We start from the raw sequence: 23,854 nt of genomic DNA on the forward strand, positions 1-23,854 counted from the left end.
CTCGCCGGCGCTGTGCGCAGTGAGCGAAGCGAACGAAGCTAAATGGACGGCGCGGCCCCGGGCTGAGGACCGCAACGGAGTCGGCCCCCCAGGGGCCGACCGCCGGACTCGGCCCGACGTGCCCGCACCCCGGGCCGCTCGGGCGCTCCACACCTTGCAGGTCCAGTGGCTCCCCGCCCAACGGCCGCAACGGGCCGGCAGCGGTCACGCACCGCAGGGCGGTTCTGCTCAGTCCCGCGGCCCCGGCCGCCAGATCGCCGCGAAGATCTTCATGCGCGTCCAGAACGACATGCGTTCGTCGCTCAATGCGTCGAGGAAATCCGACAGGCCCTTGGACTTGTTGATCGTGTAGGCGGTCAGCAGCATGGTCGCGACGAAGGTGACCGCAAAGATGGTCAGCCGGCGCCCCAGCGGCGCATCGGCTTCGGCGAGCAGGTTCATGCCGAGGAAGCCGGTCGTCACGGTGCCGATCAGGCCGAAGATCGTCACCACCGTCAGGCGCACGACGGTGTTGGCCTGTCGGCGCAGCGAGTCGGCGTCGAGGTAGTCGTTCATCTCGGCGATGCGCTGCTTGACCTCCTCGTACAGCGGATCGATCTCGAGGTGGCGAACGCACATCTGGAAGAGGGCGCGCACCTGCGCCTGTTCGGAGATCTCGTGGAACCAGTAGCGGTGGGTGAAGCGCAGGAAGACCTCGAAGCACGAGCGGATCGCGCGCTTGAACTGGCGGATGCTGTCCGGCCGCGTGATGTCCAGGCGGCGCAGGGCATCGGAGAGGCGGTCGGAGAACATCAGCAGCGCCGCCTTCTGGAAGTGCGCGATCAGGAAGAGCATGAAATGCTGGTGGCGGAACTGCGCCAGCACGCCGCGGTCGCGGCAGCCGAAGAAGGTGGAATCGGCGCGGCCGATGACCACCAGCGCGTGGCCGCAGCAGAGATAACGCGTATCGGGTGCGGCCCCGCCGCCGTGCCAGAAGCGGTCGTAGCAGAAGCGGGCCTCGAAGTCGGACAGGTGCTGCTCGCCGTAGGGCAGCGCCGCGTCGGCCTCTCCGGCGCCGGTGACCAGGCCCAGGCGCACCAGGTCCGCGCGGCTCAATCCGCGTGGCTCGTCGAGCGCCAGGTAGGCCATCATCGGCATGCGGTAGTACTCGATCTGGCGGAAGCGCAGCAGGCCGGGCTCGGCCGAATGGTGGGACACCAGGGGGCGCATCAGCCAGGCCCAGTGGGCCGAGATGCGCGGCGCCCGGTGTTCGCTGACGTGCAGCAGGAAGGCCTCGCGGTCGCGCGCGTCGGACGCGGCGAGCACTTGGCCGTCGCGCCCCAGCCATTCGACCAGCGCCAGGCTGTGCAGCGGCAGGCCGTTCGCATCCCAGCCGGCCGGATAACCTCGGCCGAAGCGGTACAGCAGTTCCTGCGCGACGTTCAGCGGCAGGTCGGCGGCCGAGACCTCCAGGTTCAGCAGCACGACGTCGACATCGAGGAAGAAATAGAGGTCGACGTGCACGATGTCCAGCCGCAGCGGCTCGTCTCCGGGCCAAGCCGCGACGCGCACCGCCGCGACGTCGCCGCGCCGGAACACCCGCATCGGCGAACCGCCGCCGGCGGCGCGTTGCGCTCGCCCGTCGCCGTAGAGAAAGCGCTGCACGTAGGGCAGGAAGGTGACGAACTCGTTGTAGTGGCGTTCGTGGAAGGTGCCGGCGGCGCCGTCGAATTCGTCGATGACCTCGCGCCACGGCGACGGCTCAGTGCCGGGTTCCCGCAGCGCCCGCCAGGGTTCGCGGGCGAACGGGCCGTCGTGGGGGGCGATCAGCCGCAGCGGCCACAGCAGCACCTGGCGCAGGTGGCGGACGGTCGGGGCCGCAGCGGTCGTGGTCATCGATGCACCCCTGAACCTCGGTTCTTACAGTGCGCTGCCTGGGTCACACTGGCGGCCATCATAGAGGGGGCTCGGACCGAGAGACAGCATGAAACCGGTACTGGTGCTGCAGCATCTTCACGACGACGGGCCGGCGTACTTCGGCGACTGGCTGGCACGCGAGGGCGTGCCGATGGACCTGCGCTGCACTGAAGCAGGACAGGACTTCCCGACGGACCTGTCGGCGCACGCGGGGCTGGCGATCCTCGGCGGCTCGATGAGCGCGAACGACGATCTGCCGTCGTTGCGGCGAGCCGAGTCGCTGATCCGCGAAGCCGTGGCGAACGGCCAGCCGGTGATCGGGCACTGCCTGGGCGGTCAATTGATGGCCCGCGCCCTGGGTGGCCAGGTGCGTCGCTCGATCGCCCCGGAGATCGGCTGGCAGGCGATCTCGCCCGACGTCGACGCCGAGGCGATGGCGGCTGCGGCCAGCGATGACTGGTTCGGGCCGGCTCCCTGGCCCAAGGTGTTCCAGTGGCACTTCGAGGCCTTCAGCCTGCCGACCGGCGCCGTGTCGCTGGCCACCAGTCCCGCCTGCCGGCACCAGGCCTTCGCGCTGGGTCCGCACCTGGCGATGCAGTTCCATGTCGAGCTCGACGCAGCCAAGCTGGCGGCGTGGTCGGCGGCGATCGGCCAGGCCTATGTCGAGGCGCACGCCCGGCATCCGGGCTGCGTGCAGAGCGTGGCTGCCATGCACGCGCAGGCGGCGACGGGCCTGCCGGATCAGCATCGCTTCGCCGAACGGATCTACCGGCGGTGGCTCGCCGGCTTCATGGTTTGATTTTCATATCGAGAAATCTGCATTTCGTAATGTGGATTGCAGCGGTGCTGCATCGCAGCAAGATTTTTCATCGTGAAGGAAGCAATTTCTCATCATGGAATCTGAAACGTAAGTCGTTGAAATCAAAAGAGAAAGTTTTTAGTCTTCTATAAGACATAAGTCTCCACAGAAGCGGGCGGCGTCGGTAGGCTTGAGCCATCCCGGTTCGCAACCGATTCCCACCGCAACGCAAGGAGCTTCCATGAGCCAGCTGACCCGCGAACAACAGATCGCCGCCCTCGAGAAGGACTGGGCAGAGAACCCGCGCTGGAAAGGCATCAAGCGCGGCTACACCGCGGCCGACGTCGTGCGCCTGCGCGGTTCGCTGCAGATCGAGCACACGCTGGCCAAGCGCGGCGCCGAGAAGCTTTGGAACCTGATCAACACCGAGCCCTTCGTCAATTCGCTCGGCGCGCTGACCGGCAATCAGGCGATGCAGCAGGTCAAGGCCGGCCTGAAGGCGATCTACCTGTCGGGCTGGCAGGTCGCGGGCGACGCCAACAGCAATGGCGAGATGTATCCCGACCAGTCGCTGTACTCGGTGGACTCGGTGCCGAAGGTGGTCAAGAAGATCAACGCCACGTTCCAGCGTGCCGACCAGATCCAGTGGAGCGAAGGCAAGAACGACACCGACTACTTCGCGCCGATCGTGGCCGACGCCGAAGCCGGCTTCGGCGGCGTGCTGAACGCCTTCGAGCTGATGAAGGCCATGATCGAAGCGGGCGCCGCCGGCGTGCACTTCGAAGACCAGCTGGCCGCCGCGAAGAAGTGCGGCCACATGGGCGGCAAGGTGCTGGTGCCGACGCGTGAAGCGGTGAGCAAGCTGGTCGCCGCGCGCCTGGCCGCCGACGTGATGGGCACGCCGACGATCCTGCTGGCCCGCACCGACGCCGAAGCCGCCGACCTCGTGACGAGCGACGTCGACGAGAACGACAAGCCCTTCTTCACCGGCGAGCGCACGGTCGAAGGCTTCTATCGCAGCCGCAACGGCATCGACCAGGCGATCAGCCGCGGCCTGGCCTACGCCGAGTACGCCGACCTGATCTGGTGCGAGACCGGCACGCCGGACCTGGCCTTCGCGAAGAAGTTCGCCGACGCGATCCACGCCAAGTTCCCCGGCAAGCTGCTGGCCTACAACTGCTCGCCGTCGTTCAACTGGAAGAAGAACCTCGACGACGCGACGATCGCCAAGTTCCAGCGCGAACTGGGCGCGATGGGCTACAAGTTCCAGTTCATCACGCTGGCCGGCTTCCACAGCCTGAACTACTCGATGTTCGACCTGGCCTACGGTTATGCGCGCAACAACATGAGCGCATTCGTCGAGCTGCAGGAGAAGGAGTTCGCCGCCGCCGAGCGGGGCTTCACCGCCGTGAAGCACCAGCGCGAGGTCGGCACCGGCTACTTCGACGCGGTGACGACGACCATCGAAGCGCAAGCCTCGACCGCCGCGCTGAAGGGCTCGACCGAGGACGAGCAGTTCTTCGACAAGAAGCACGGCTGATCCCGCTTCACACGCTGCGGTCCATCAGAAGGGGCGCGACCCGCGAGGGTCGCGCCCCTTCTTTTCATGAGGGCCGTCAGTGCGTGTTCGGCTGGAGCATCAGTCCGGCCATCGGCGGCAACGCGGCGATCCGGCGCAGCAGCTCGCGCAGGCTGGACGCGCCGGTCTTCGCGCGCACGCTGGCTATGTGCGTGCGGATGGTCGACACGCGCAGCCCGAGGCTGCGCGCCATGTCGGCGGGCGAGGCGCCCTGGCACAGCAGTTCCAGCAGGCGCGCTTCGGCCAGCGTCAGCCCGTAGACGCTCGCGAAGCACTGGATCGCCAGCGGCGAGCACACCGACGAACGCTCCAACAGCAGCAGCGCGGCGCGCACGCCTTGCCACGGCACGGGCACCACGGCGACGACCGTGCTGCGGCCCGCGCGCTTCAAGGGCACGTAGCCATGGCCGGCGCGCTCGATCGCGGTCTCGATGGCGCCTGCGAGCCTGGCCCTGCCGTCGGCCACTTCAAGGCAGCCGTCGCGGACCGACAGCGGGTGGCCTTCGCTCATCGCCGCGCGCGCCGCGATGTTGGCGAACAGCACGTTGAACCGGCCGTCGACGAGCGCCAGCGCCTGGTCGATCCGGTCGAGCACGCGCGTCAGGTCGTCGCGCACCGGCACCCGCGTCGGAGCACCCTCTGCCGGCGGGCGGTCGAGCCACTCGGGCAGCGCGCGCCGCCGGGCGCCCGCCTCGGAAAAGCCATCGGTCGACATAAACGCACGCCGTGCCCCGCCGTCAGGGCCGACGCGTCCTCCTTGCCGTTGTCGTTGGCGCCACTCTAGGACGCCTCAAGGCCGGATTCGCCCTCCCGGGAGGGGGTGACCAGGCGTGTGGTCGATGTCAAGATGCGACGATGAAGCGCGCTGCGGACCTGGCCAGGCTGCGCACCCTGGCGTCGATGGGCCTGACCGCCGAGGCCTTCATCCCGGCCTTGCTCGAGGCCTTGCACGCCATCATCCCGTCGGACCGCAACCTGTTCGACTGGACCGACAGCACCGGCCGGCTCGTGCGCTACTACTTCGAAGGCACGGTCGACCACGAGATCAACCAGCACTACTTCGAAACCTTCCACAACACGCGCGAAGCTGAGGTGATGCCCTCGTTCCGCGATGCGGTGATGGGCCGAGCCGTCGTGCACAGTGCCGAGCAGCTCGACCGGCCCGAGTTCTTCCGCTCGGCGCTCTACAACGAGATCTGGCGCCCGCAGCGCCTGCACACCCGCACCGAGGCCATCGTGCGCGGCGTGCGCGGCGAGCCGCTGGGTTCGCTGGTGCTGTACCGCGGCCCCGGCGAGCGCAAGTTCACGCGGGCCGAAGAAGCGCTGCTGGCGCAGATCGCGCCGTACGTCGCCCGCGGGCTGCAGGCGCCGACCGCCGAGCTGAACCATGCGGAGTTCGTGCCGCGCCGCGGCCGCCGGGCGTTCGCATGCATCGACGACGCGGGCGTGCTGGTCCACCTGTCGCCGGACGCCTTGAAGGTGCTGCTGCTGGCCCATGGCGGCGTGACGCCCGAGCGCGCGGCGCGCGTGCCGCAGCGCGACGACTTCCCGACGCTCACCGCGATCTGGCAGCACCACCAGCGCTCGGCCGGCCTGAGCCAGGAGAACCTGGTGCTGACCGTCGACAACGCCTGGGGCCGGTTCTCGTTCGAGAGCTGCTCGCTGAAGGGGCTGGCACCGGGGCGGCCGATGCTGCACGTGACCATCCAGCACCATGAGCCGATGGAGGTGGCCCTGCGCCGGGCGCTCGACAACCTGGCGCTGACGCCGGCGCAGAAGGAGGTCTGCCTGCTGCTGCGCACCGGCCACTCGCAGGCCGAAATCGCCGGCCTGCTCGGCGTCTCGGCGTCGACGGTGGCCGACCACGTCCGCAAGATCTACGCGCGCCTGGACGTGCACTCGGTGCAGGAGCTCGGCAGCCTGATCCTGCGGCTGGCGGCCTGAAGCCGCCGGATGGGCTTCGGAAGGTCTTCAGGCGCCGCGGGCGCGGCGCATCACCAGCAGCGCGAAACCGGCAGCGGCGACAGCGAGCGCGGCGACGAACGTCGGCGACGCCAGCTGCTGCAGCGCGTCGAGCAGGTCGCCGAAGCCCATGGCCGGCATGTTCTGCAACAGCGCGAGCGCATCGTCCGGAGACTTCAGCTGGATGCGCACCGGTCCGTCGCGATCGACCCCGATCAGCGCGCCGCCGGCCTTCTTCACCAGCCCCTGCAACGTGGCGGTGACGATCTTGCTGTCGAAGAGCTTCTCCATCACCACGCCGGCCAGCACCACCGCCGCGATCAGCGCCGGCACGCCCCAGCGCTTGAACCAGGCTGATGCCGCCATCGCGATCAGGATCAGCGGCGACAGCCACAGCGTGGCCAGCACGACGCCGACGCCGACGCGCAGCGCGAACACCGCGGCGGCCGCGAACAGCGTGCGCCAGGGCAGCGACCACCAGGCGTCGAGCCCCCATTCCTTGAGCACCAGCACCAGCCCGACGACGAAGCCGCCGGCCAGGCCGACGCCCAGCGCCAGCAGCGGCACCAGCACCAGGTGGGCGAGCAAGGTCGTGGCCAGGCTCTGCGAATGGCCGATCGGCAGCGACAGCCAGAACTCGATCGAGCGGTCCTGGTGATCGCGGCGGGCGAGACCCGGCGCCAGGAACAGCGAGGTGATCCAGGTCAGCGCCAGCGAGCCCATGCCGATCGCGGCGATGCTGCCGGCGGCAATGAGGATCGGATGCGGCACATGCTGGATCACCGTCTCCATCTCCTTGTCGGTGTCGACATCGAACATCACGGTGCCGAACGATGCCGCGGCGATGATCAGCGCCAGCGGGATCAGCATCAGCGCGAGCCAGCCGCGGCGGTGCTGCATCCATTCGCGCAGCAGCAAGGTGTTGAAGCGGTCCATCGAGGGTTCTCCTTCAGCCCTGGGTGCGGTTCATCTCGGGCGCGCGGGTCAGCGCGACGAACAGGTCGACCAGGCTCGGCCGCACGCGCTGGCCGAGCGCCGCGACGCCTTCCGGCGGCGGCCCGTCGAACAGTGCGGCCGAGCCGCCCTGCACGCGGTAGCGCAGCAGCGGGTGCGCGGCGGCGATCGCCTCGGCCTGCGCCGGGTCGTGGCTCAGCGCGACGAAGCGGCGGTCCATCTCCTCGAGGCTGATCGACAGCACCAGCTTGCCCTCGTTGAGCATCATCACGTCCGACAGCAGCGTCTCGATCTCCTCGACCTGGTGGGTCGAGATCAGCACGCTGCGCTCGCCGTCGCACCACTCGTCGATCAGCATCTCGTAAAAGGCCTTGCGCGACAGCACGTCCAGGCCCAGCGTCGGCTCGTCGAGGACCATCACCTGCGCGTCGATCGACGCGATCAGCGCCAGGTGAACCTGCACCACCATGCCCTTGGACAGCGACTTGACTCGGTCCTTCAGGCCGACGCTGGTGCGCCTGAGCAGCGCCCGCGCGCGGTCGGCCGAGAAGCGCGGATGCAGTCCGCTCATCAGGGTGATCAGCTCGTCCACCCGCGCCCAGCGCGGCAGGATCGCGACGTCGGGGATGTACGACAGGCGCTCGAGCAGCGCGACGCGCTGCTTCGCCGGGTCCATGCCCAGCACGCTGAGCCGCCCACCCTCGGCACCCTTCAGGCCGACCAGCGCCTTCATCAACGTGGTCTTGCCGGCGCCGTTGTGGCCGAGCAGCCCGACGACGCGGCCCTTGGGGACCGTGAAGCTGACCTCGTCGATCGCCACCTTCTTGCCGTAGCGCAGCGTCAGGCCTTCCGCCTGGATCAGGGCGTCCATCAGTTGTCCTCCCACTTCAGTTGTTCGGCCGTGATGCCCAGCCGGCGCAGGCGGGCGCGCAGCTGCGGCCATTCGTCGTTCAGGAAGCGGTCACGCTCGGCGCTGCGCAGGCGTTCGCGCGCGCCTGGCCGCACGTAGATGCCGAGGCCGCGTCGCGTCTCGATCAGGCCTTCCTCGCCCAGCGCCTGCAGCGCGCGGGTGACGGTCAGCGGGTTGATCAGGTAGCGGTTGGCGAGCGTGCGCACCGACGGCAGCGGCTGGCCTTCGGCCGGTTCGCCGTCGAGCAGCTGCGCGGCCAGCTGGTCGGCGAGCTGCTGGTAGATCGGCAGCTTGTGGTCCCAGGTCTGCATGGGCGGATCCGGTGTGTTGCTGATGTAGCACACCATATCAAGCCCGGCCGGGGCGGTCGCGGCCGGTGCGACCAACTGCAGGAGCGGACGACGAACTGCAGGCGACCCCGAGCTCGCTGCGCCCGCGTGCCGCCGCGTCCTACATCGACGCTTCCAGCATGCGCCGGTAGTCGCCGCGTGTCGCGATGCGCGGGTTGGTCTTGTGGCAATGGTCGGCCATCGCGCCGTCGATGATGCGTTCGAAGAGCTCGGGCGTGACCCCCATCTCGGCCAGGCCGGACGGCAGGCCGAGGCGCGCATTCATCGCCCGGATCGCGTCGACCACCTCGGTGCCCCGATCGTCGCAGCCGGGCAGGCCCATCGCGTGCGCGATGCGCTGCAGGCGGCGCTCGCGGCGGATCGATTCGGCCTCGGCATTGAAGGCGATCACCGCCGGCAGGAACACCGCGTTCAAGGTGCCGTGGTGAAGCTTCGGGTTCACCCCACCCAGGCTGTGGCTCAGGGAGTGCACGCAGCCCAGGCCCTTCTGGAAGGCCATCGCGCCCTGCATGCTGGCGCTCATCATCGCCCAGCGGGCGTCGCGGTCCTGGCCATCGCGGGTGGCGCGTTCGATGTGCGCCCAGCCGCGCTCCAGGCCGTCGAGCGCGATGCCATCGGCCGGCGGATTGATCGCCGGCGCCATGAAGGTTTCCAGGCAATGCGCGATCGCGTCCATGCCGGTCGCGGCGGTCAGCAGCGGCGGCAAGCCGGCCGTCAGCGCCGGGTCCAGGATGGCCGCCTTGGGCATCAGGTGCCAGCTGTGGAAACCGAGCTTGCGGCCGTCGTCGACGATGACGATCGCGCCGCGCGCGACCTCGCTGCCGGTGCCGGCGGTGGTCGGCACGGCGATCAGCGGCGCCACGGCTTCGCTGATCTTCGGGCTGCCGCCTTCGATCGTCGCGTAGGTCCTCAGCGGGCCGGGATGGGTGGCGAGGATCGCGACGCCCTTGGCCAGGTCGATGCTCGAGCCGCCGCCGACGGCGATCAGCCCGTCGCAGTCGTTCGCGCGGTAGACCTCGACCGCCGCGCGCACCGCGGCTTCGGTCGGGTTGCTGGGCGTGCCGTCGAAGACCGCATGCGGCATGTCGGCCAGCGGCGCCAGCGCCTGCGCCAGCACGCCGGCCGCCCGCACGCCGGCGTCGGTCACCACCAGCGGGCGGCGCATGCCGATGCGCTGGCATTCCTGCGGCAGCACGGCGATCGCGCCGTGGTCGATCTCGATCTGGGTCAGGTAGAGGATGCGGGCCATGGCGGATGTCCGGAGTGGGCGCGAAGGAAGCCACAGTATCCTTGCCGACCCGCCTTTGCCAACAGCGCCTGCGCGACATCTCTTGAAGCCCCCCGATCCGTTCCCGTCGAGCCGCCGAAGGCCCAAGGGGGCGACATGACCTCTGGCCGACTGCTGACGCCCCAGATGGCCGGCCTGCTGCAGCGCATCCAGCGCGCGAAGCGCACCCCGTTCCATGCGATGACGCCGGCCGAGGCGCGCAAGCTCTATGAAGCCGGCGCCGAGGTGCTGGAGCCGCCGCGCGCGCCGCTCAAACGCGTCGAGAACCTGACGCTGCGCGGTGCCGACGGCCAGGCGCTGGCGGCGCGCCTGTATTGCGATGCGCCCGGCACGCCACCGGCGCTGCTGTACCTGCATGGGGGCGGCTTCACGATCGGCAGCCTGGAGACGCACGACAGCCTGTGCCGCCAGCTCGCCTTGCGTTCGGCCGGCGCGGTGATCGCGCTGGACTACCGTCTCGCGCCGGAACACCGCTTTCCGACCGCCGTCGACGATGCCTGGGCGGTGATGCGCTGGCTGGCCGGGCAGGGCGGGGCGGCGCTGGGTCTCGATGCGAGGCGCCTGGCGGTCGGCGGCGACAGCGCCGGCGGCACCCTGGCCGCGGTGTGCGCGCTGCATGCCCGCGACATCGGCCTGCCGCTTGCGCTGCAGCTGCTGATCACGCCCGGCACGGTGGCGCACGCGGACACGCCGTCGCACAAGCTGTTCGCGAACGGCTTCCTGCTCGAGGCCGCGGACATCCAGTGGTTCTTCGACCACTACATCGATCATCACCACCGCCGCGACTGGCGCTTCGCGCCGATCGAGGCCGACGTCGACGACGTGGCGCCGGCCTGCGTCATCCTGGCCGAATGCGATCCGCTGGTCGACGAGGGCCTCGCCTACGCGGACAAGCTGCGCGCGGCCGGCGTCGCGGTCGAGCTGGAGCTCTACCGCGGCATGACGCACGACTTCATCAAGATGGGACGCGCGCTGAAGGAGGCCGGCCATGCCCAGGCCGCCGCTGGCGCCGCCCTGAAGGCCGCCTGGGCGCGGATGCAGGACACACCATGAGCAAACGAGAAGACTTCCGCTTCGCCGAACGCCTGCGCGTGCGCTGGGCGGAAGTGGACATGCAGAAGATCGTCTTCAACGGCCACTACCTGATGTACTTCGACACCGCCGTCGGCGGCTACTGGCGCGCGATGGCGCTGCCCTACCAGGCGACGATGGCGTACCTGGGCGGCGACCTCTACGTGCGCAAGTCGACGCTCGAGTACCACGCGTCCGCGCATTACGACGACCTCCTGGACATCGGCGTGCGCACCGCGCGCATCGGCAACTCGTCGATGGTGCTGGAGGCCTGCGCCTTCCGCGGCGACGAGCCGCTGGTCGGCGCCGAGCTGGTCTATGTCTACGCCGACCCGGCGACGCAGACCAGCCAGCCGGTGCCGCAGCAGCTGCGCGACGTGCTGCAGGCCTTCGAGGCCGGCAAGCCGATGGTCGAGGTGCGCGTCGGCGGTTGGGATCAACTCGGCAAGGAGGCCGGCGCGATCCGCACGCAGGTCTTCGTCGAGGAGCAGAAGATCCCCGCCGACATGGAATGGGACGCGGCCGACGCCGGCTGCGTGCATGCGGTGGCCTACAACCGCTTCGGCGCCCCGCTGGCCACCGGCCGGCTGCTGGAGCATGTGCCGGGTGTCGCGAAGATCGGCCGCATGGCGGTGCTGTCGTCGATGCGCGGCAGCCGCATCGGCCGCGCGGTGCTCGATGCGCTGATGCAGGCCGCGCGCGAGCGCGGCGACCGGGAAGCGCTGCTGCATGCGCAGATGTCGGCGGCGCCGTTCTATCTGCGCGCGGGCTTCCAGACACGCGGGCCGGTCTTCGAGGAGGCGGGCATCCCGCACGTCGAGATGGTGCGGGCGCTCTAGGCTCCGGATCAGGCGAGCGGTTCGAAGCGCTCGACGTGGCGCGGACTGCGAAGGCAGCCTGCCAAGGCGGCGAACGCGGCGGCCGCGCTGCCTTCGATGCGCGCCTGCAGCGCCGCATCGATCCCGCCCGGCGCCGCGTACGTCTCCATCAGCGTGATCTCGCCGTCCTTCGCTTCCGGCCGCCGCAGCAGCGCGGCCTCCAGCGTCGGCTGTTCGCTGCGCAGCGCCGCCTGCATCGCCATCACCGCCTCGCGCACCGCGGCGAGCGCGCCCGCATCGATGCGGTAGTAGACGTACAGCCTCACGCGTCCTGCGCCGGGATCGGGTAGGGCGGGGGCACCGGCCGCAGCGGCGGGCCATCGGCGCTGCCGGCATGCCAGCTGCCGCCCGCGCCGTCGGCCAGCGCCGCCAGCTTGACCTCGATCAGCGCGCTGCTCGCACCCTGCGGGCCGCGCGCCGCGTTGGCGACCTGGCCGGATGGCTGGCCCGGGTCGGCGCTGTGGAAGACCTCTTGCCCCGGCTGCAGCTCGGTCTCGCTGTCGAAGAGCCAGGCGCGTCGCTTCAAGGTGCCGCGGTACTGGCTGCGCGCGACGATCTCCTGGCCCGGGTAGCAGCCCTTCTGGAAGTTCACGCCGCCCACCAGTTCCAGGTTCACCATCTGCGGCACGAAGTGCTCGACGGTGCCGGCAACGATGCGCGGGATCGCGCTGCGCACCTCGAGCCAGGCCCAGTCCGAGGCATCGATCGCCGGCAGCGCAGGCGCTGCCGCCCCGGCCGGCTGCACCAGCAGATAACGTGCAATCGACTCGGCATCGGGCAGTCGGACGACCGTCGCCGCATCCTGCTGCGCCAGGCCCCACGCCGCGGCGGGCGAGGCCTGCCCCAGCCACGCGGACGCGGCATCGCCGGCCAGTCCGAAGACCGCCAGCTCGGCGCTGGCGTCGCTCAGCTTGCACTGCGCGCGCAGCACGAACATCGACAGCCGCTTCAGGGTCGGCGCCAGCAGGTCGGCGCTGCAGGCGAGCAGGATCTCGTCGGGCGCCGACCGCCAGACCACGAAACTGGCCAGCAGCCGGCCTTTCGCGCTGCAGTAGCCCGCGAGCCTGGCCCGGCCGTCCGGCAGGCCTTCGATGTCCTGCGTGAGCTGGCCGTGCAGGAATTTCGCGGCATCGGCGCCGCGGGCACGGATCAGGCCCCAGTCGTTCAGGCGCACGGCGCCCGAGATCGTGCGAGTCATGGTCATGCCCAATTATCATCACGCCCCCTATGACCGTTCGTGCCGGGCGGCCTTCCCGAAGCGACCGCGACCGATCGAATGAGATTCCTGCGCCGACTGTTCCTGCTGCTTGTCGTGCTGGCCCTCGCGGCCGGTGCCGCGGTGGCCTGGTGGCTGAACCGGCCGCTGCCGCTGTCCGGGCCGTCGGTGGAACTGTCGATCGAGTCCGGCATGTCGCCGCGCGAGGTCGCGCAGGGCTGGGTCACGGCCGGCGTGCAGAGCGAGCCGCTGCTGCTGTACGAATGGTTCCGCTGGTCGGGCGATGCCCGCCGCATCCGCGCCGGCAGCTACCAGGTCGGCCCCGGCACGACGCCGCGCACGCTGCTGGCGAAGATGGTGCAGGGCGACGAGGCCTACGAACGCGTGCGCCTGATCGAGGGCTGGACCTTCCGCCAGTTCCGCACCGCGCTCGCGCAGGCGCCGCACCTGAAGCCCGCGACGGCGGCGATGGACGACGCGCAGCTGATGGCCGCGCTGGGCCGCCCGGGCATCGCGCCCGAAGGCCGCTTCTTCCCCGACACCTACACCTACAGCCGCGGCGTCAGCGACTTGACGGTGTTGAAGCGCGCGCTGGCCACGATGCAGCAGCGGCTCGATGCGGTGTGGGCCGAACGTGCCCCGGGCCTGCCGCTGAAGACCGCGGACGAGGCCCTGGTGCTGGCCTCGATCGTCGAGAAGGAAACCGGCCGCGGCGAGGACCGCGCGCGCATCGCCGCGGTGTTCGTGAACCGCCTGCGCATCGGCATGCCGCTGCAGACCGATCCGACCGTGATCTACGGCCTCGGCAGCGGTTTCGACGGCAACCTGCGCAAGCGCGATCTGCAGGCCGACGGTCCTTACAACACCTACTTGCGCGCCGGCCTGCCGCCGACGCCGATCGCGATGCCCGGCCTCGCGTCGTTGCGCGCCGCCGTGCAGCCCGAAGCGAGCAAGGCGCTGTACTTCGTCGCACGCGGCGACGGCACCAGCGTCTTCAGCGACGACCTGGCCGCGCACAATCGCGCGGTGAACGAATACCAGCGCAAGACCCGGTGAGAACCTGATGCGAAGAGGGCGCTTCATCACCATCGAGGGCATCGACGGCGCGGGCAAGTCCTCGCACATCGCCGCCCTGGCGCACTGGGTGCGCCAGCAGCAGCGCGAGGTCGTGCTGACGCGCGAGCCTGGCGGCACGCGCCTGGCCGAGTCGGTGCGCGAGCTGTTCCTGCACCGCGACGACATGGACGCGCTGACCGAGGCGCTGCTGGTCTTCGCCGGCCGCCGCGACCACCTGCGCCAGGTGATCGAGCCGGCGCTGGCGCGCGGCGCGGTGGTGATCTGCGACCGCTTCACCGACGCCACGTTCGCCTACCAGGGCGCGGGCCGCGGCTTCGACCTGAGCGTGCTGGCGCAGCTCGAACAGTGGGTGCAGGAGGGCCGCCAGCCCGACCTGACGCTGTGGTTCGATTTGCCGGCCGATGTGGCCGCCGCGCGGCGCGGGGCCGCGCGCGATGCCGATCGCCTGGAGCGGGAGACGCTGGACTTCTTCGAGCGTGTGCGCAGTGGTTACGCCGCCCGGGCCGCGCAGTCGCCGCAGCGCTTCGTGCGCATCGATGCCGACCACGAGCGCGAGGCGGTGTGGCAGCAGGTCGAGGCCGCCCTGGCCGCTCATTCCTGGTGGTAGGCATGGCGACCACGAACCCCCGCCGCAACGACCCGCTGCTGCTCGGCGCCGACGAGCAGGGCGCCTGGCCGCTGCCGTGGCTCGTCGAGCCGATGAAGCGCGCGAAGGCGCTGCAGAAGGCGCACGCGCTGCTGCTGGTTGGCCAGGCCGGTGTGGGACAGCTGGAGCTGGCGGGTCTGCTCGCGCAGGCGCACCTGTGCGAGGACCCGACGCCGCGGGGACCTTGCGGTCGCTGCGCGGCCTGCCACCTGGTGCGCCGCCGCGCGCATCCGGACCTGCTGGCCGTCGTGCCCGAGGCCTGGCGCGTGCGGCTGAACTGGCTGTCGGAGGACGAGGGCGGTTCGAAGTCCGACGCCAAGCCGAGCAAGGACATCCGCATCGAGCAGGTGCGGCAGGCGATCGACTGGTCGCACCAGACCAGCGGCCGCGGCCGCGGCAAGGTGCTGCTGCTGCACCCGGCGGATGCGCTTAACGGGCCGTCGGCGAACGCGCTGCTGAAGACGCTGGAAGAGCCGGCGCCCGGGCTGAAGCTGCTGCTGACCAGCACCGATGCCGAGCGCCTGCTGCCGACGATCCGCAGCCGCTGCCAACGCGTGCAGCTGGCCGCGCCGCCGTCGGACCAGGCGGTCGCCTGGCTGCAGGCGCAGGGCGTGGCCGACGCACCGCTGCTGCTGGCGCTGGCCGGCGGCAGCCCGCTGGAAGCGCTGGACCTGGCGGCCGAAGGCTTCGAGTCGCGCCTGCTGGCGGAGCTGCCGATGCTGGTGGCCGCCGGTGAGGCCGCACCCTTCGTCGGCCGGCCGCTGCCGCGGGTGATCGACCTGCTGCTCAAGCTCGCGCACGACCTCCAGGCACGCGCCGCGGGCGGCGCGCCGCGCTTCTTCGTCGCCAGCCGCTGGCCCGCCGCGCCGGACATCGGGCGGCTCGTGGACTGGCAGAAGGCGCTGCTGCGCGCCGCGCGGCACGACGAACATCCGTGGAACGCCGCGCTGCTGATCGAGTCCTTGGTCACGCAGGCTGAGGCCTTGTGGGCTGAAACAGGCACGGCGCCTGCCCTACACTCGGCGCGATGACGATCAATCCCGGCCGCCCTCCCGCCCCCGCAGCGCCCGCCGCCGCGGCGGCCGCGCGGCCGAGCGTCATCCAGCTGGTGTTCCGCGAGAAGGGCGCGCTCTACGCCGCCTACATCCCGCTGCTCAGCGACGGCGGTCTGTTCGTGCCGACGACACGCGAGTACCGCCTCGGTGAGGACATCTACCTGCTGCTGTCGCTGCCGGACGATCCGCAGCGTTATCCCGTCGCCGGCAAGGTCGCGTGGATCACGCCGGCCAATGCCTCCGGCGGCCGCACCCAGGGTGTCGGCGTGCGCTTTCCGGCCGACGAGAAGACGCGCCTGCTGAAGCTGAAGATCGAGGAGATCCTCGGCACGTCGATCCAGTCGTCGAAGCCGACGCAGACCGTCTGACGCCTGCTGCCGGCGGGCGCCTCGCCCGCCGCGACACCGTTGCCCGCCTTCCATGTTCGTCGACTCCCATTGCCACCTGAGCTTCCCTGAGCTGCACGGGAACATCGACCACATTCGTGCCGAGATGGCCGCAGCGAAGGTCGACCGCGCGCTGGTCATCTGCACGACGCTGGAGGAATTCCCGGCGGTGCACGGCCTCGCCACGCGCTTCGACAACTTCTGGTGCTCCGCCGGCGTGCACCCGGACAACGAGGGCATCGAGGAGCCGACGCTCGACCGCCTGCTGCAGCTGGCACGCGAGCCGAGGGTGGTGGCGATCGGCGAGACCGGCCTCGACTACTACCGCCTGAACGGCCGCAGCGTCGACGACATGGCCTGGCAGCGCGAGCGTTTCCGGGTGCACATCCGCGCCGCGCGCGAGAGCCGGCTGCCGCTGATCATCCACACCCGCAGCGCGTCGGCCGATACGCTGGCGATCCTGCGCGAGGAGCAGGGCGGGGCGACAGACGGCGGGCCCGGCGGCGTCTTCCACTGTTTCACGGAGACCGCCGAGGTCGCCCGCGCCGCGCTGGACCTGGGCTTCATGATCTCGTTCTCCGGCATCCTGACCTTCCGGAATGCCGAGGACCTGCGCGAGGTAGCGCGCTTCGTGCCGCTGGACCGCTGCCTGATCGAGACCGACAGCCCCTACCTCGCGCCGGTGCCGTACCGCGGCAAGACCAACTCGCCGGCCTACGTGCCGCACGTCGCGAAGCAGGTGGCGGCGGTGAAGGGCCTGGACCTGGAGGCCGTGGCCGCCGCGACCAGCCGCAACTTCGAGCGCCTGTTCGGGCTGCCGACACCGGAGACCCTGTCATGAACCGTCGTCGCCGTTCGCTGCTCATCGCCACGCTGCCGGCAGGGCTGATGGCCACCCGCGCCGCCCGCGCCGGTTCCTACGAGGACTTCTTCAAGGCCGTGCAGCTCGACGACGCCGATGCCGTGCGGGCGCTGCTCCAGCGCGGCTTCGACCCGAATTCGCGCGCAGAGGACGGCAACGTCGCGCTGTACCTGAGCCTGCGCGACGGTGCGATGAAGGTCGCCGAGCTGCTGATGCAGGCGCCGCAGGTGCAGGTCGACGCCGCCAACGCTACCGGCGAGACGCCGCTGATGATGGCCGCGATGCGCGGCCACCTGGACTGGCTGCCGAAGCTGGTCGAACGGGGCGCCCAGGTGAACCGCGACGGCTGGACGCCGCTGCACTACGCGGCCACCGGCCCCGAGCCGAAGGCGGTGGAATGGCTGCTGGCGCGCGGGGCCCGCATCGACGCCCGCTCGCCCAACGGCACCACGCCGCTGATGATGGCCGCGCGCTACGGCAACGAGCAGTCTGCGCAACTGCTGCTGCAGCGCGGCGCCAATGCGACGCTGCGCAACCAGCTCGACCTGGCGGCCGCCGACTTCGCGAAACTGGGCGGACGCGACAAGCTCGCCGCGCAACTGGGGCAGGTGGCCCGCTGACGAAAGTCATTGCGGACCGCCGACGCGGCTGTCAGCGGAAATCCGACACGGTTCTCAGGCCGCGGCCGACTACAGCTTCTTCGCAACAACTCCTAAAGTTTCGGTACACCGTCGCCACCGGTCTTGCAGCCGACGCGACGCCCCGAGCCAAGGAGCCGCCATGTCGACGCTGCAACCGATTGCCAACCCGTTTGCCCTGCTGCTGGACCCGGAACAGGTCCTCGCCAGCATCGAGCACTCGGATCGCCTCGAACGCCTGCAGCGCCGCATCTGCCGGCCGCTGGACAAGCCGATGATTCCCGCCGCCAAGCCGGTGCGCGGCCGCGAGCTGGCCGACTTCGACGACGCGATCGATGCCGACATCGACGAGCCGGACGTCGGCGACGGCCTGAACTGATCCCCGATCTCGCGTCGCGGCCGCCTCGGCCGCGACGAGGGTGGTGTATCGCTTTCCACCCATGCGCACCGCCGCTTCTGGCGGATTTCCGCGCAAGCGCCGGTCGTCCGATCGCGCCGTTTCCTCTGAAGGCGCCTGCCGATCGTTGCCGAGTGCCGATTGGCATGGTCCCTGCACTTGATCGGGTCCCTACACAGGAGACCCCATGTTCGAGTTGCGTTCCTTCGCCGCCCGCAGTGCCGCCACGCTGCTGCTCGCCCTGTCTGCATCGATCGCCGCCGCGCAGGCCGCCAAGCCGCGCGTCGTCGTGCTCGCCACCGGCGGCACGATCGCCGGAGCGGGCGCGTCGGTGGTCAACAGCGCGACCTACCAGGCGGCCAAGGTGCCGGTCGACAAGCTGATCGCCGGCGTGCCGGAGCTGGCCGAGGTGGCCCAGGTGCGCGGCGAACAGGTGTTCCAGATCGCCAGCGAGAGCTTCACCAACGACAAGCTGCTGGCGCTGGGAAAACGTGTCGCGGCGCTGGCGAAGGACCCGGCGGTCGACGGCATCGTCATCACGCACGGCACCGACACGCTGGAGGAAACCTCGTACTTCCTGAACCTCGTCGTGCGCAGCGACAAGCCGGTGGTGGTGGTCGGCTCGATGCGCCCGGGCACCGCGATGAGCGCCGACGGCATGCTGAACCTGTACAACGCGGTGGTCGTCGCCGGCAGCGCCGACGCCCGCGGCAAGGGCGTTCTGGTGGCGATGAACGACGAGATCCACAGCGGCCGCGACGTCGCCAAGCGCATCAACATCAAGACCAGCGCCTTCGGCAGCCAGTGGGGACCGCTCGGCATGGTGGTCGAGGGCCGCACGTACTGGTTCCGCCTGCCGGCCAAGCGCCACACGGCCACGAGCGAGTTCGACATCGAGAAGATCGACAGCCTGCCGGATGTCCAGATCGTCTACGGCGCCGGCAACATGGCGCTCGAGCTCTACGACGCCGTGCAGCGCAGCGGCGCCAAGGCCGTGATCCACGCCGGCACCGGCAACGGCTCGGTGGCGAACTACGCGGTCGACAAGCTGCGCAGCCTGCGCAGCCAGGGCCTGCAGGTGATCCGGTCGTCCCGCGTCGGCGATGGTTTCGTGCTGCGCAACTCGGAGCAGCCCGACGACAAGTACGACTGGGTCGTCGCACACGACCTGAATCCGCAGAAGGCGAAGATCCTGGCGGCCGTCGCGCTGACACGCACGGCCGATCCGAAGGAACTGCAGCGCATCTTCTGGGAGTATTGAGGGGCGCAGGCGCAGGCCGTCTCGTTCGGGTGGCGTCGAGCAATCGGCGTCGTCCGTCGGCGGCCGGCCACGGCGGCCTGGCCATATGTCAAGGCCAAGTCGAAATGTCGCCCCGCTGGCTAAGTTGAAGTGTCGCATCGGGGCTGAGCGCAGCGCTCGGTGCAGGACCTTGTCCACCGGCGGCGTGGCGGTCCGCCACGCAAACGCCGACGGTGGGCAAGTCCGTGTTCAGTGCGCGGTGAGGGCAGGGCTCGGCTTTCGCGGTGCAAACGTCGGTTTCGGCTTCTTGCCCGAGCACACCTCTTCGACGACAGCGCGGATGTCCTGCGCGGTAAAGGCGCGTTGCGTCTTGGTGCCGGGGCGCCGCTCGGCGTGGTTCGCATTGGCCGGCTCGCCGCGGTGCGTTCGAGACACCACGCTGCGCCGCCAGTCGTCACGCTGCTCCTGAATGGCCTTGGCGACTTCGAGCGTCATGGCCAGGCGCTTGTTCTCGACCACAGCGCCGGAATCCAGGGTCGACAGCCGGTCGTAATTTCCGGACGGTCTCCTTGCTCAGCACCAAGCCGTGGCACTCGCGCAGCTTCTCGCACGCCAAGGTCGGCCCGAAGTCTTCGTAACGCTGCCGGATCAAGCTCAGAGCGCGCTGCGCGAGGCCAGGCTCGAGCTGGTTGTGGCTCGGCCGCCCACGGTTGCGTGAAACCACGCCCATGGGGCCTTCGGCCCGGTACCGCAACAACAGCCGCTCAAGCTGCCTGCGACTTAACCGAAGCCGCCGCGCCGCTTGGCCCACTCGAAGCATGCGGTCCTCGACCGCCTGGATCGTCTTGAGCCGATCCACTTCACGCATGCTCATCGTGATCGTCGCCACTGCCGTCATCGCCGCTCCCGCCGAGCTCCCGATGCGACAGTTCTACTTGGCGAAAACACGACATTACTAATCGGCGCCTACAACATAACAATCGACAATGATTGTTATGTCAAATTAGATTGGTCGCCATCGGAACGGCCGTCGGAACGGCCATCCAGGCGTTAGCCTTGCCGGATGACCGTTCCGACACCCATCCCCGTCCTGATCGACTGCGACCCCGGCATCGATGATGCGCTGGCCTTGCTGCTGGCGGCCGGGACGCCGGCGCTGCACATTCGCGCGGTGACCACGGTCGCCGGGAACCGCCCCGCGGCGCAGACCGCGGTGAACGCGCGCCGCGTGATGGACCTCGCCGGCGCCGATGACGTTCCGGTCTACGCCGGCTGCGCGAGATCCCTGGCACAAGCCGCCGACCGGAACAACCTCGTGCATGGCGACGACGGCCTCGGAGGCGCCGTGTTGCCGCTGCGCGGCGCGATCGCGCCCGGTCACGCGGTGGAGGTGCTGCTGCAGACGCTGGGCGCGGACGACTCGGCCGGCCTGCGGCTGATCGCCCTCGGCCCGCTGACGAACCTGGCCTGTGCCGAGCTGCAGGCGCCCGGCATCCTGCGTCGTGCGGCGCAGATCGACATCATGGGCGGCGCCGCCTTCTGTCCGGGCAACGTCACGCCGCAGGCGGAGTTCAACTTCTGGGCCGATCCGTTGGCCGCGCAGATCGTGCTCGCCAGCGGCGCTCGGCTGCGCATCTTCGGGCTCGACGTGACGAACCAGGCGCGCATGAGCGCCGAGTGGATTCACTCGCTCGCCGCGCTGCCCGGCGCCGCGGCCGCTGCCGCCCACACGATGCTGCGCGCCTACAGCGGCGTCGATCCGTTGCTGCACGATGTCTGTCCGGTGGCCGCGGTCTTCGCGCCGGAACTCTTCGGCGGCAGCCGGCACCGGGTGGGCGTCGAATGGCGCGACCGCACCGCCGAGGGACGGCTGCTCGTCGACGAGGCCGCCTCCGCGTCCGGCGAGAGCGGCGAAGCCGACGTCATCACCCGGGTCGATGCGCCGGCGCTGCTGGCGCGGGTCGCGGGCGCGCTGCGACGACTCGGGGAATGAAACACGGCACGGCCGCCGGCCGTGCAAGGCGTCGCGCGGACGACGGTCAAGCTGCCGCGTCGCGGGGTCGATAGGACGAAGAATCCCGCCATCCCCTTCCCGCGCGCAACATGCCTACCGTTTCCGAAGCCCTCAACGTCCAGACCTCCGGCGACTACCGCGCCGATGCCCTGTTCGGCACGTTCGCGAACTGGAACTACCTGACGCCGGACATCACGCCGGCGGCTAACACGCTCTACTTCACCTTCACGATCGGCTCGCAGATCAACGCCGCGGCGCCGGATGGCTCGCCGATGGCCTTCAACGCCGACCAGGCGGCCGCGGCGCGCGCGATCCTGAGCTACTGCGCCGGCATCACCGGCATCAACTTCGTCGAGACCAGCGATCCGACGAAGGCCGACTTCCATTTCGCCAATGCCAATCTGACTGGCGCGACGACGGTCGGCCTGTGCCAGACGAGCCGCAGCTACGGCCAGAGCGGCCAGAACCTGACCTCGTTCAGCGCCGAGGCGTACATCTACCTCGACGACGCCGAATGGGCGGCGACCAACGTCGATCCGGACGCAGGTGAAGAGGCCTACGAGTACCTGCTGCACGAGATCGGCCATGCGCTCGGCCTCGACCATCCCTTCTCGGGCAACAACAACCTGCCTGCGGCCGAGGACAACACCAACAACACGGTGATGTCCTATACCCACGCCGGCGCCAACAAAAGCACATTCCAGGCTTATGACCTGCTGGCGCTGGCCTGGATCTACGGGGGCGACGGGCTCGGCGGCACCTGGGGCTACAACAGCACGAATGGCCTGACGCTGACACCCGCGCCGGCACCGGCGCCCAGTCCCAGCCCGAGCCCCAGCCCAAGCCCAAGCCCGAGTCCGAGCCCCAGTCCGAGTCCGAGTCCTTCGCCCGCTCCCAGCCCGAGCCCTGCCCCAGCGCCGGCACCGTCTGACACGACCGCGCCGCGCCTGGTCGCGGTCAGCCCCTCCGATGGCGCGACCGGCGTGTCGACGTCGTCGGCCATCACGTTGCGCTTCGACGAAAGCGTCTACGCGAACAGCGGCTCGATCGTGCTGAAGACAGCCAGTGGGGTCACGGTCGAGACCTTCGCCGTGGCCAACTCGCCGCGCGTCAGCTTCGACGGCCTCCTGCTGACCATCACGCCCAGCGTGGCGCTGTCCTACGACACCGCCTACCGGCTCGAGCTGCCGGCGGGCGCGGTGCGAGACGCCGCCGGCAATGCCTATGGCGGCCTGGCCGACTACGACTTCGTCACCGCGCCGCCGCCCGACCTCGTCGCGCCGACGGCGATCAGCTTCTCGCCCAGCGCCAATGCGCTGGGTTTCGCGATCGCCGACAACCTGCAGATCGTCTTCAGCGAATCGGTGCGCGCGGGCAGCGGCCGCATCGAGCTCAAGAAGGCCGATGGCACGCTGGTGCAGGCCTTCGACGCCGCCAGCAGTTCCCGCCTGGTCTTTTCCGGCGCGACGTTGACGATCGATCCCAACAATGCGCTGGCCTACGGGACGACGTACCGGCTCGACCTGCCGGCAGGCAGCGTGCTCGACCAGGCCGGCAATGCCTACGCCGGCGTGGTGTCGCACACTTTCACGACCGTTGCCGCGCCGGACAAGACGGCCCCGGTGCTGGTCGAGGCGTCGCCGGCCAACGGCAGCAGCGGTGCCGCCGTCGGCGCCGATCTGCAGCTGCGTTTCAGCGAGTCGGTGGTCGCCGGCAGCGGGACGATCTACCTGAAGGCGAACGACGGCCGCACCATCGAGCAGTTCGCCGTCGCTTCGAGCCCGCGCGTGCACTTCGATGGCGATAAGCTGGTCATCGACCCGACCGCGGATCTGCTGCTCGGGACGACCTACCGCCTCGAGCTCGGCGCCGGCACGCTGAAGGACCTCGCAGGCAACGGCACGTCGACGCTGGTAAAGGTGCAGTTCACGACGGTCGCGCCGCCGGCCGCGCTGGATCTGCGCGGGACCGCAGGCGCCGACGACCTGCTGGGCGGCCAGGGCAACGATCGGCTGGACGGCGTCGGTGGCGCGGATCGTCTGCGCGGCGCCCAGGGTGACGACGACCTGCGCGGCGGCGATGGTGTCGACACGGCGGCCTACAGCCTCGATCGCGCGAAGTACCAGATCACGGCCGACGGTGCCGCATGGCGCATCAAGGCGCTGACGGGCGACGAGGGCAACGACCTCACCACCGGCATCGAGCGCCTGGACTTCACCGACCAGGGGCTCGCGCTCGACCTGGGCGGTGCCGCCGGCACCGTCGCGAAGATCGTCGGCGCCGTGTTCGGCAAGGCGGCGCTCGCCGACAAGACCATCGTCGGCATCGGCCTGGCGTTCGCCGACAGCGGCATGGCGCCCGATGCGCTCGCGGGGCTCGCGGTGTCCACCGCCGAGTTCACCGCGCTGGCCGGCGGCAGCAGCCATGCGGCCCTGGTGACCGAGCTCTGGGGCAACGTCATCGGCGGCACGCCGGATGCCGCCTCGCTCGCTCATTTTGTCGGCCTGCTGGACCGCGGGGAGTTGTCGCCGGGCGCGCTGACCTGGCTCGCCGCGGAATCGGCGCAGAACGTCGCGCAGATCGATCTCGCCGGCCTCGCGCTCACCGGTCTGGCCTATCTCCCGTTCGAGGGCTGA

The 23,854-nt window shown here is 70.1% G+C and carries 24 protein-coding genes and 1 pseudogene; 15 read left to right on the forward strand and 10 right to left on the reverse strand.

Annotated features, from left to right (window positions below):
• Positions 1–228: 228 nt before the first annotated feature.
• Positions 229–1,875 (reverse strand): magnesium transporter CorA family protein, encoded by a 1,647-nt coding sequence (locus P1K89_RS30840; protein ID WP_284620392.1) that lies wholly within the window; start codon positions 1,873–1,875, stop codon positions 229–231.
• 88 nt (positions 1,876–1,963) lie between these two features.
• Between P1K89_RS30840 and P1K89_RS30845 the strand changes: the two genes are divergently transcribed.
• Positions 1,964–2,695, forward strand: coding sequence for a type 1 glutamine amidotransferase (locus tag P1K89_RS30845; RefSeq protein ID WP_284620393.1), 732 nt, complete (start codon positions 1,964–1,966; stop codon positions 2,693–2,695).
• A gap of 241 nt (positions 2,696–2,936) precedes the next feature.
• Positions 2,937–4,235, forward strand: a complete 1,299-nt coding sequence (gene aceA / locus P1K89_RS30850; protein WP_439898060.1) for an isocitrate lyase — start codon at positions 2,937–2,939, stop codon at positions 4,233–4,235.
• A 76-nt stretch (positions 4,236–4,311) separates the two neighbouring features.
• Here aceA and P1K89_RS30855 read toward each other — a convergent pair whose 3' ends face one another.
• Positions 4,312–4,989: a helix-turn-helix transcriptional regulator gene (locus tag P1K89_RS30855; RefSeq protein WP_284620394.1), complete on the reverse strand. Its 678-nt coding sequence runs from the start codon at positions 4,987–4,989 to the stop codon at positions 4,312–4,314.
• Between the two features lie 140 nt (positions 4,990–5,129).
• Between P1K89_RS30855 and P1K89_RS30860 the strand changes: the two genes are divergently transcribed.
• The gene (locus P1K89_RS30860; RefSeq protein WP_284620395.1) at positions 5,130–6,218 is read left to right on the forward strand and encodes a response regulator transcription factor; all 1,089 of its coding nucleotides are present in this window, start codon (positions 5,130–5,132) and stop codon (positions 6,216–6,218) included.
• 27 nt (positions 6,219–6,245) lie between these two features.
• Here P1K89_RS30860 and P1K89_RS30865 read toward each other — a convergent pair whose 3' ends face one another.
• The 4 genes from P1K89_RS30865 to gbd all read right to left on the reverse strand — a co-directional run bounded on the left by P1K89_RS30865 (position 6,246) and on the right by gbd (position 9,699).
• Positions 6,246–7,172, reverse strand: coding sequence for a hypothetical protein (locus P1K89_RS30865; RefSeq protein ID WP_284620396.1), 927 nt, complete (start codon positions 7,170–7,172; stop codon positions 6,246–6,248).
• Between the two features lie 13 nt (positions 7,173–7,185).
• Positions 7,186–8,061 (reverse strand): ABC transporter ATP-binding protein, encoded by an 876-nt coding sequence (locus P1K89_RS30870; protein ID WP_284620397.1) that lies wholly within the window; start codon positions 8,059–8,061, stop codon positions 7,186–7,188.
• The gene (locus P1K89_RS30875; protein ID WP_284620398.1) at positions 8,061–8,411 is read right to left on the reverse strand and encodes a GntR family transcriptional regulator; all 351 of its coding nucleotides are present in this window, start codon (positions 8,409–8,411) and stop codon (positions 8,061–8,063) included. The genes P1K89_RS30870 and P1K89_RS30875 overlap by 1 nt, the downstream gene beginning before the upstream one ends.
• Before the next feature lie 139 nt (positions 8,412–8,550).
• The gene (gene gbd / locus P1K89_RS30880) at positions 8,551–9,699 is read right to left on the reverse strand and encodes a 4-hydroxybutyrate dehydrogenase (RefSeq protein ID WP_284620399.1); all 1,149 of its coding nucleotides are present in this window, start codon (positions 9,697–9,699) and stop codon (positions 8,551–8,553) included.
• A gap of 165 nt (positions 9,700–9,864) precedes the next feature.
• Here gbd and P1K89_RS30885 point away from each other — a divergent pair, with 165 nt between their 5' ends.
• Positions 9,865–10,791: an alpha/beta hydrolase gene (locus P1K89_RS30885; RefSeq protein ID WP_284620506.1), complete on the forward strand. Its 927-nt coding sequence runs from the start codon at positions 9,865–9,867 to the stop codon at positions 10,789–10,791.
• Positions 10,788–11,648, forward strand: a complete 861-nt coding sequence (locus tag P1K89_RS30890) for a YbgC/FadM family acyl-CoA thioesterase (RefSeq protein ID WP_284620400.1) — start codon at positions 10,788–10,790, stop codon at positions 11,646–11,648. The genes P1K89_RS30885 and P1K89_RS30890 overlap by 4 nt, the downstream gene beginning before the upstream one ends.
• A gap of 8 nt (positions 11,649–11,656) precedes the next feature.
• Here the strand turns inward: P1K89_RS30890 and P1K89_RS30895 are convergent, their stop codons facing one another.
• Positions 11,657–11,953 (reverse strand): DUF4936 family protein, encoded by a 297-nt coding sequence (locus P1K89_RS30895; RefSeq protein WP_284620401.1) that lies wholly within the window; start codon positions 11,951–11,953, stop codon positions 11,657–11,659.
• Entirely contained in the window at positions 11,950–12,891 is a 942-nt protein-coding gene (ygfZ, locus tag P1K89_RS30900; protein ID WP_284620402.1) for a CAF17-like 4Fe-4S cluster assembly/insertion protein YgfZ, read from the reverse strand. Before ygfZ ends, P1K89_RS30895 begins: the two co-directional genes overlap by 4 nt.
• A 72-nt stretch (positions 12,892–12,963) precedes the next feature.
• Here ygfZ and mltG point away from each other — a divergent pair, with 72 nt between their 5' ends.
• From mltG to P1K89_RS30940, 8 genes are all read left to right on the forward strand, one after another.
• Positions 12,964–13,959, forward strand: coding sequence for an endolytic transglycosylase MltG (mltG, locus tag P1K89_RS30905; protein ID WP_284620403.1), 996 nt, complete (start codon positions 12,964–12,966; stop codon positions 13,957–13,959).
• A gap of 7 nt (positions 13,960–13,966) precedes the next feature.
• A complete protein-coding gene (tmk, locus tag P1K89_RS30910) occupies positions 13,967–14,587 on the forward strand; it encodes a dTMP kinase (RefSeq protein ID WP_284620404.1) in 621 nt (206 codons plus the stop codon).
• Between the two features lie 2 nt (positions 14,588–14,589).
• Positions 14,590–15,657: a DNA polymerase III subunit delta' gene (gene holB, locus P1K89_RS30915; protein ID WP_284620405.1), complete on the forward strand. Its 1,068-nt coding sequence runs from the start codon at positions 14,590–14,592 to the stop codon at positions 15,655–15,657.
• On the forward strand, positions 15,654–16,049 hold the full coding sequence (locus tag P1K89_RS30920) for a PilZ domain-containing protein (protein ID WP_284620406.1): 396 nt from the start codon (positions 15,654–15,656) through the stop codon (positions 16,047–16,049). Before holB ends, P1K89_RS30920 begins: the two co-directional genes overlap by 4 nt.
• Before the next feature lie 52 nt (positions 16,050–16,101).
• A complete protein-coding gene (locus P1K89_RS30925; RefSeq protein ID WP_284620407.1) occupies positions 16,102–16,908 on the forward strand; it encodes a TatD family hydrolase in 807 nt (268 codons plus the stop codon).
• Positions 16,905–17,549 carry an ankyrin repeat domain-containing protein gene (locus P1K89_RS30930; protein WP_284620408.1) on the forward strand — a complete coding sequence of 215 codons (645 nt, stop codon included), beginning with the start codon at positions 16,905–16,907 and terminating at the stop codon, positions 17,547–17,549. The genes P1K89_RS30925 and P1K89_RS30930 overlap by 4 nt, the downstream gene beginning before the upstream one ends.
• Positions 17,550–17,709: 160 nt before the next feature.
• A complete protein-coding gene (locus P1K89_RS30935; RefSeq protein WP_284620409.1) occupies positions 17,710–17,946 on the forward strand; it encodes a hypothetical protein in 237 nt (78 codons plus the stop codon).
• Positions 17,947–18,151: 205 nt separating this feature from the next.
• On the forward strand, positions 18,152–19,225 hold the full coding sequence (locus tag P1K89_RS30940) for an asparaginase (protein WP_284620410.1): 1,074 nt from the start codon (positions 18,152–18,154) through the stop codon (positions 19,223–19,225).
• 228 nt (positions 19,226–19,453) lie between these two features.
• On the opposite strand, the gene P1K89_RS30945 is transcribed toward P1K89_RS30940, so the two are convergent.
• Both P1K89_RS30945 and P1K89_RS30950 read right to left on the reverse strand, forming a co-directional pair.
• Entirely contained in the window at positions 19,454–19,723 is a 270-nt protein-coding gene (locus tag P1K89_RS30945; RefSeq protein ID WP_284620510.1) for a hypothetical protein, read from the reverse strand.
• 31 nt (positions 19,724–19,754) lie between these two features.
• Positions 19,755–20,102 (reverse strand): annotated as a pseudogene (locus tag P1K89_RS30950) (helix-turn-helix domain-containing protein); the annotation flags it as partial.
• Between the two features lie 165 nt (positions 20,103–20,267).
• On the opposite strand from P1K89_RS30950, the gene P1K89_RS30955 reads away from it, so the two are divergent.
• Positions 20,268–21,197 carry a nucleoside hydrolase gene (locus P1K89_RS30955; protein WP_284620411.1) on the forward strand — a complete coding sequence of 310 codons (930 nt, stop codon included), beginning with the start codon at positions 20,268–20,270 and terminating at the stop codon, positions 21,195–21,197.
• Positions 21,198–21,307: 110 nt separating this feature from the next.
• Positions 21,308–23,854 (forward strand): Ig-like domain-containing protein, encoded by a 2,547-nt coding sequence (locus P1K89_RS30960; RefSeq protein ID WP_284620412.1) that lies wholly within the window; start codon positions 21,308–21,310, stop codon positions 23,852–23,854.

The sequence above is a fragment of the Aquabacterium humicola genome (assembly GCF_030167915.1).
Taxonomy (GTDB): Bacteria; Pseudomonadota; Gammaproteobacteria; order Burkholderiales; family Burkholderiaceae_C; genus Pseudaquabacterium; species Pseudaquabacterium humicola.

Coding starts and splice junctions, on each gene's coding strand:
- P1K89_RS30840 (WP_284620392.1), bottom strand. CDS start 1,875: ATGACCACGACCGCTGCGGCCCCGACCGTCCGCCACCTGCGCCAGGTG.
- P1K89_RS30845 (WP_284620393.1), top strand. CDS start 1,964: ATGAAACCGGTACTGGTGCTGCAGCATCTTCACGACGACGGGCCGGCG.
- aceA (WP_439898060.1), top strand. CDS start 2,937: ATGAGCCAGCTGACCCGCGAACAACAGATCGCCGCCCTCGAGAAGGAC.
- P1K89_RS30855 (WP_284620394.1), bottom strand. CDS start 4,989: ATGTCGACCGATGGCTTTTCCGAGGCGGGCGCCCGGCGGCGCGCGCTG.
- P1K89_RS30860 (WP_284620395.1), top strand. CDS start 5,130: ATGAAGCGCGCTGCGGACCTGGCCAGGCTGCGCACCCTGGCGTCGATG.
- P1K89_RS30865 (WP_284620396.1), bottom strand. CDS start 7,172: ATGGACCGCTTCAACACCTTGCTGCTGCGCGAATGGATGCAGCACCGC.
- P1K89_RS30870 (WP_284620397.1), bottom strand. CDS start 8,061: ATGGACGCCCTGATCCAGGCGGAAGGCCTGACGCTGCGCTACGGCAAG.
- P1K89_RS30875 (WP_284620398.1), bottom strand. CDS start 8,411: ATGCAGACCTGGGACCACAAGCTGCCGATCTACCAGCAGCTCGCCGAC.
- gbd (WP_284620399.1), bottom strand. CDS start 9,699: ATGGCCCGCATCCTCTACCTGACCCAGATCGAGATCGACCACGGCGCG.
- P1K89_RS30885 (WP_284620506.1), top strand. CDS start 9,865: ATGGCCGGCCTGCTGCAGCGCATCCAGCGCGCGAAGCGCACCCCGTTC.
- P1K89_RS30890 (WP_284620400.1), top strand. CDS start 10,788: ATGAGCAAACGAGAAGACTTCCGCTTCGCCGAACGCCTGCGCGTGCGC.
- ygfZ (WP_284620402.1), bottom strand. CDS start 12,891: ATGACCATGACTCGCACGATCTCGGGCGCCGTGCGCCTGAACGACTGG.
- mltG (WP_284620403.1), top strand. CDS start 12,964: ATGAGATTCCTGCGCCGACTGTTCCTGCTGCTTGTCGTGCTGGCCCTC.
- tmk (WP_284620404.1), top strand. CDS start 13,967: ATGCGAAGAGGGCGCTTCATCACCATCGAGGGCATCGACGGCGCGGGC.
- holB (WP_284620405.1), top strand. CDS start 14,590: ATGGCGACCACGAACCCCCGCCGCAACGACCCGCTGCTGCTCGGCGCC.
- P1K89_RS30920 (WP_284620406.1), top strand. CDS start 15,654: ATGACGATCAATCCCGGCCGCCCTCCCGCCCCCGCAGCGCCCGCCGCC.
- P1K89_RS30925 (WP_284620407.1), top strand. CDS start 16,102: ATGTTCGTCGACTCCCATTGCCACCTGAGCTTCCCTGAGCTGCACGGG.
- P1K89_RS30930 (WP_284620408.1), top strand. CDS start 16,905: ATGAACCGTCGTCGCCGTTCGCTGCTCATCGCCACGCTGCCGGCAGGG.
- P1K89_RS30935 (WP_284620409.1), top strand. CDS start 17,710: ATGTCGACGCTGCAACCGATTGCCAACCCGTTTGCCCTGCTGCTGGAC.
- P1K89_RS30940 (WP_284620410.1), top strand. CDS start 18,152: ATGTTCGAGTTGCGTTCCTTCGCCGCCCGCAGTGCCGCCACGCTGCTG.
- P1K89_RS30955 (WP_284620411.1), top strand. CDS start 20,268: ATGACCGTTCCGACACCCATCCCCGTCCTGATCGACTGCGACCCCGGC.
- P1K89_RS30960 (WP_284620412.1), top strand. CDS start 21,308: ATGCCTACCGTTTCCGAAGCCCTCAACGTCCAGACCTCCGGCGACTAC.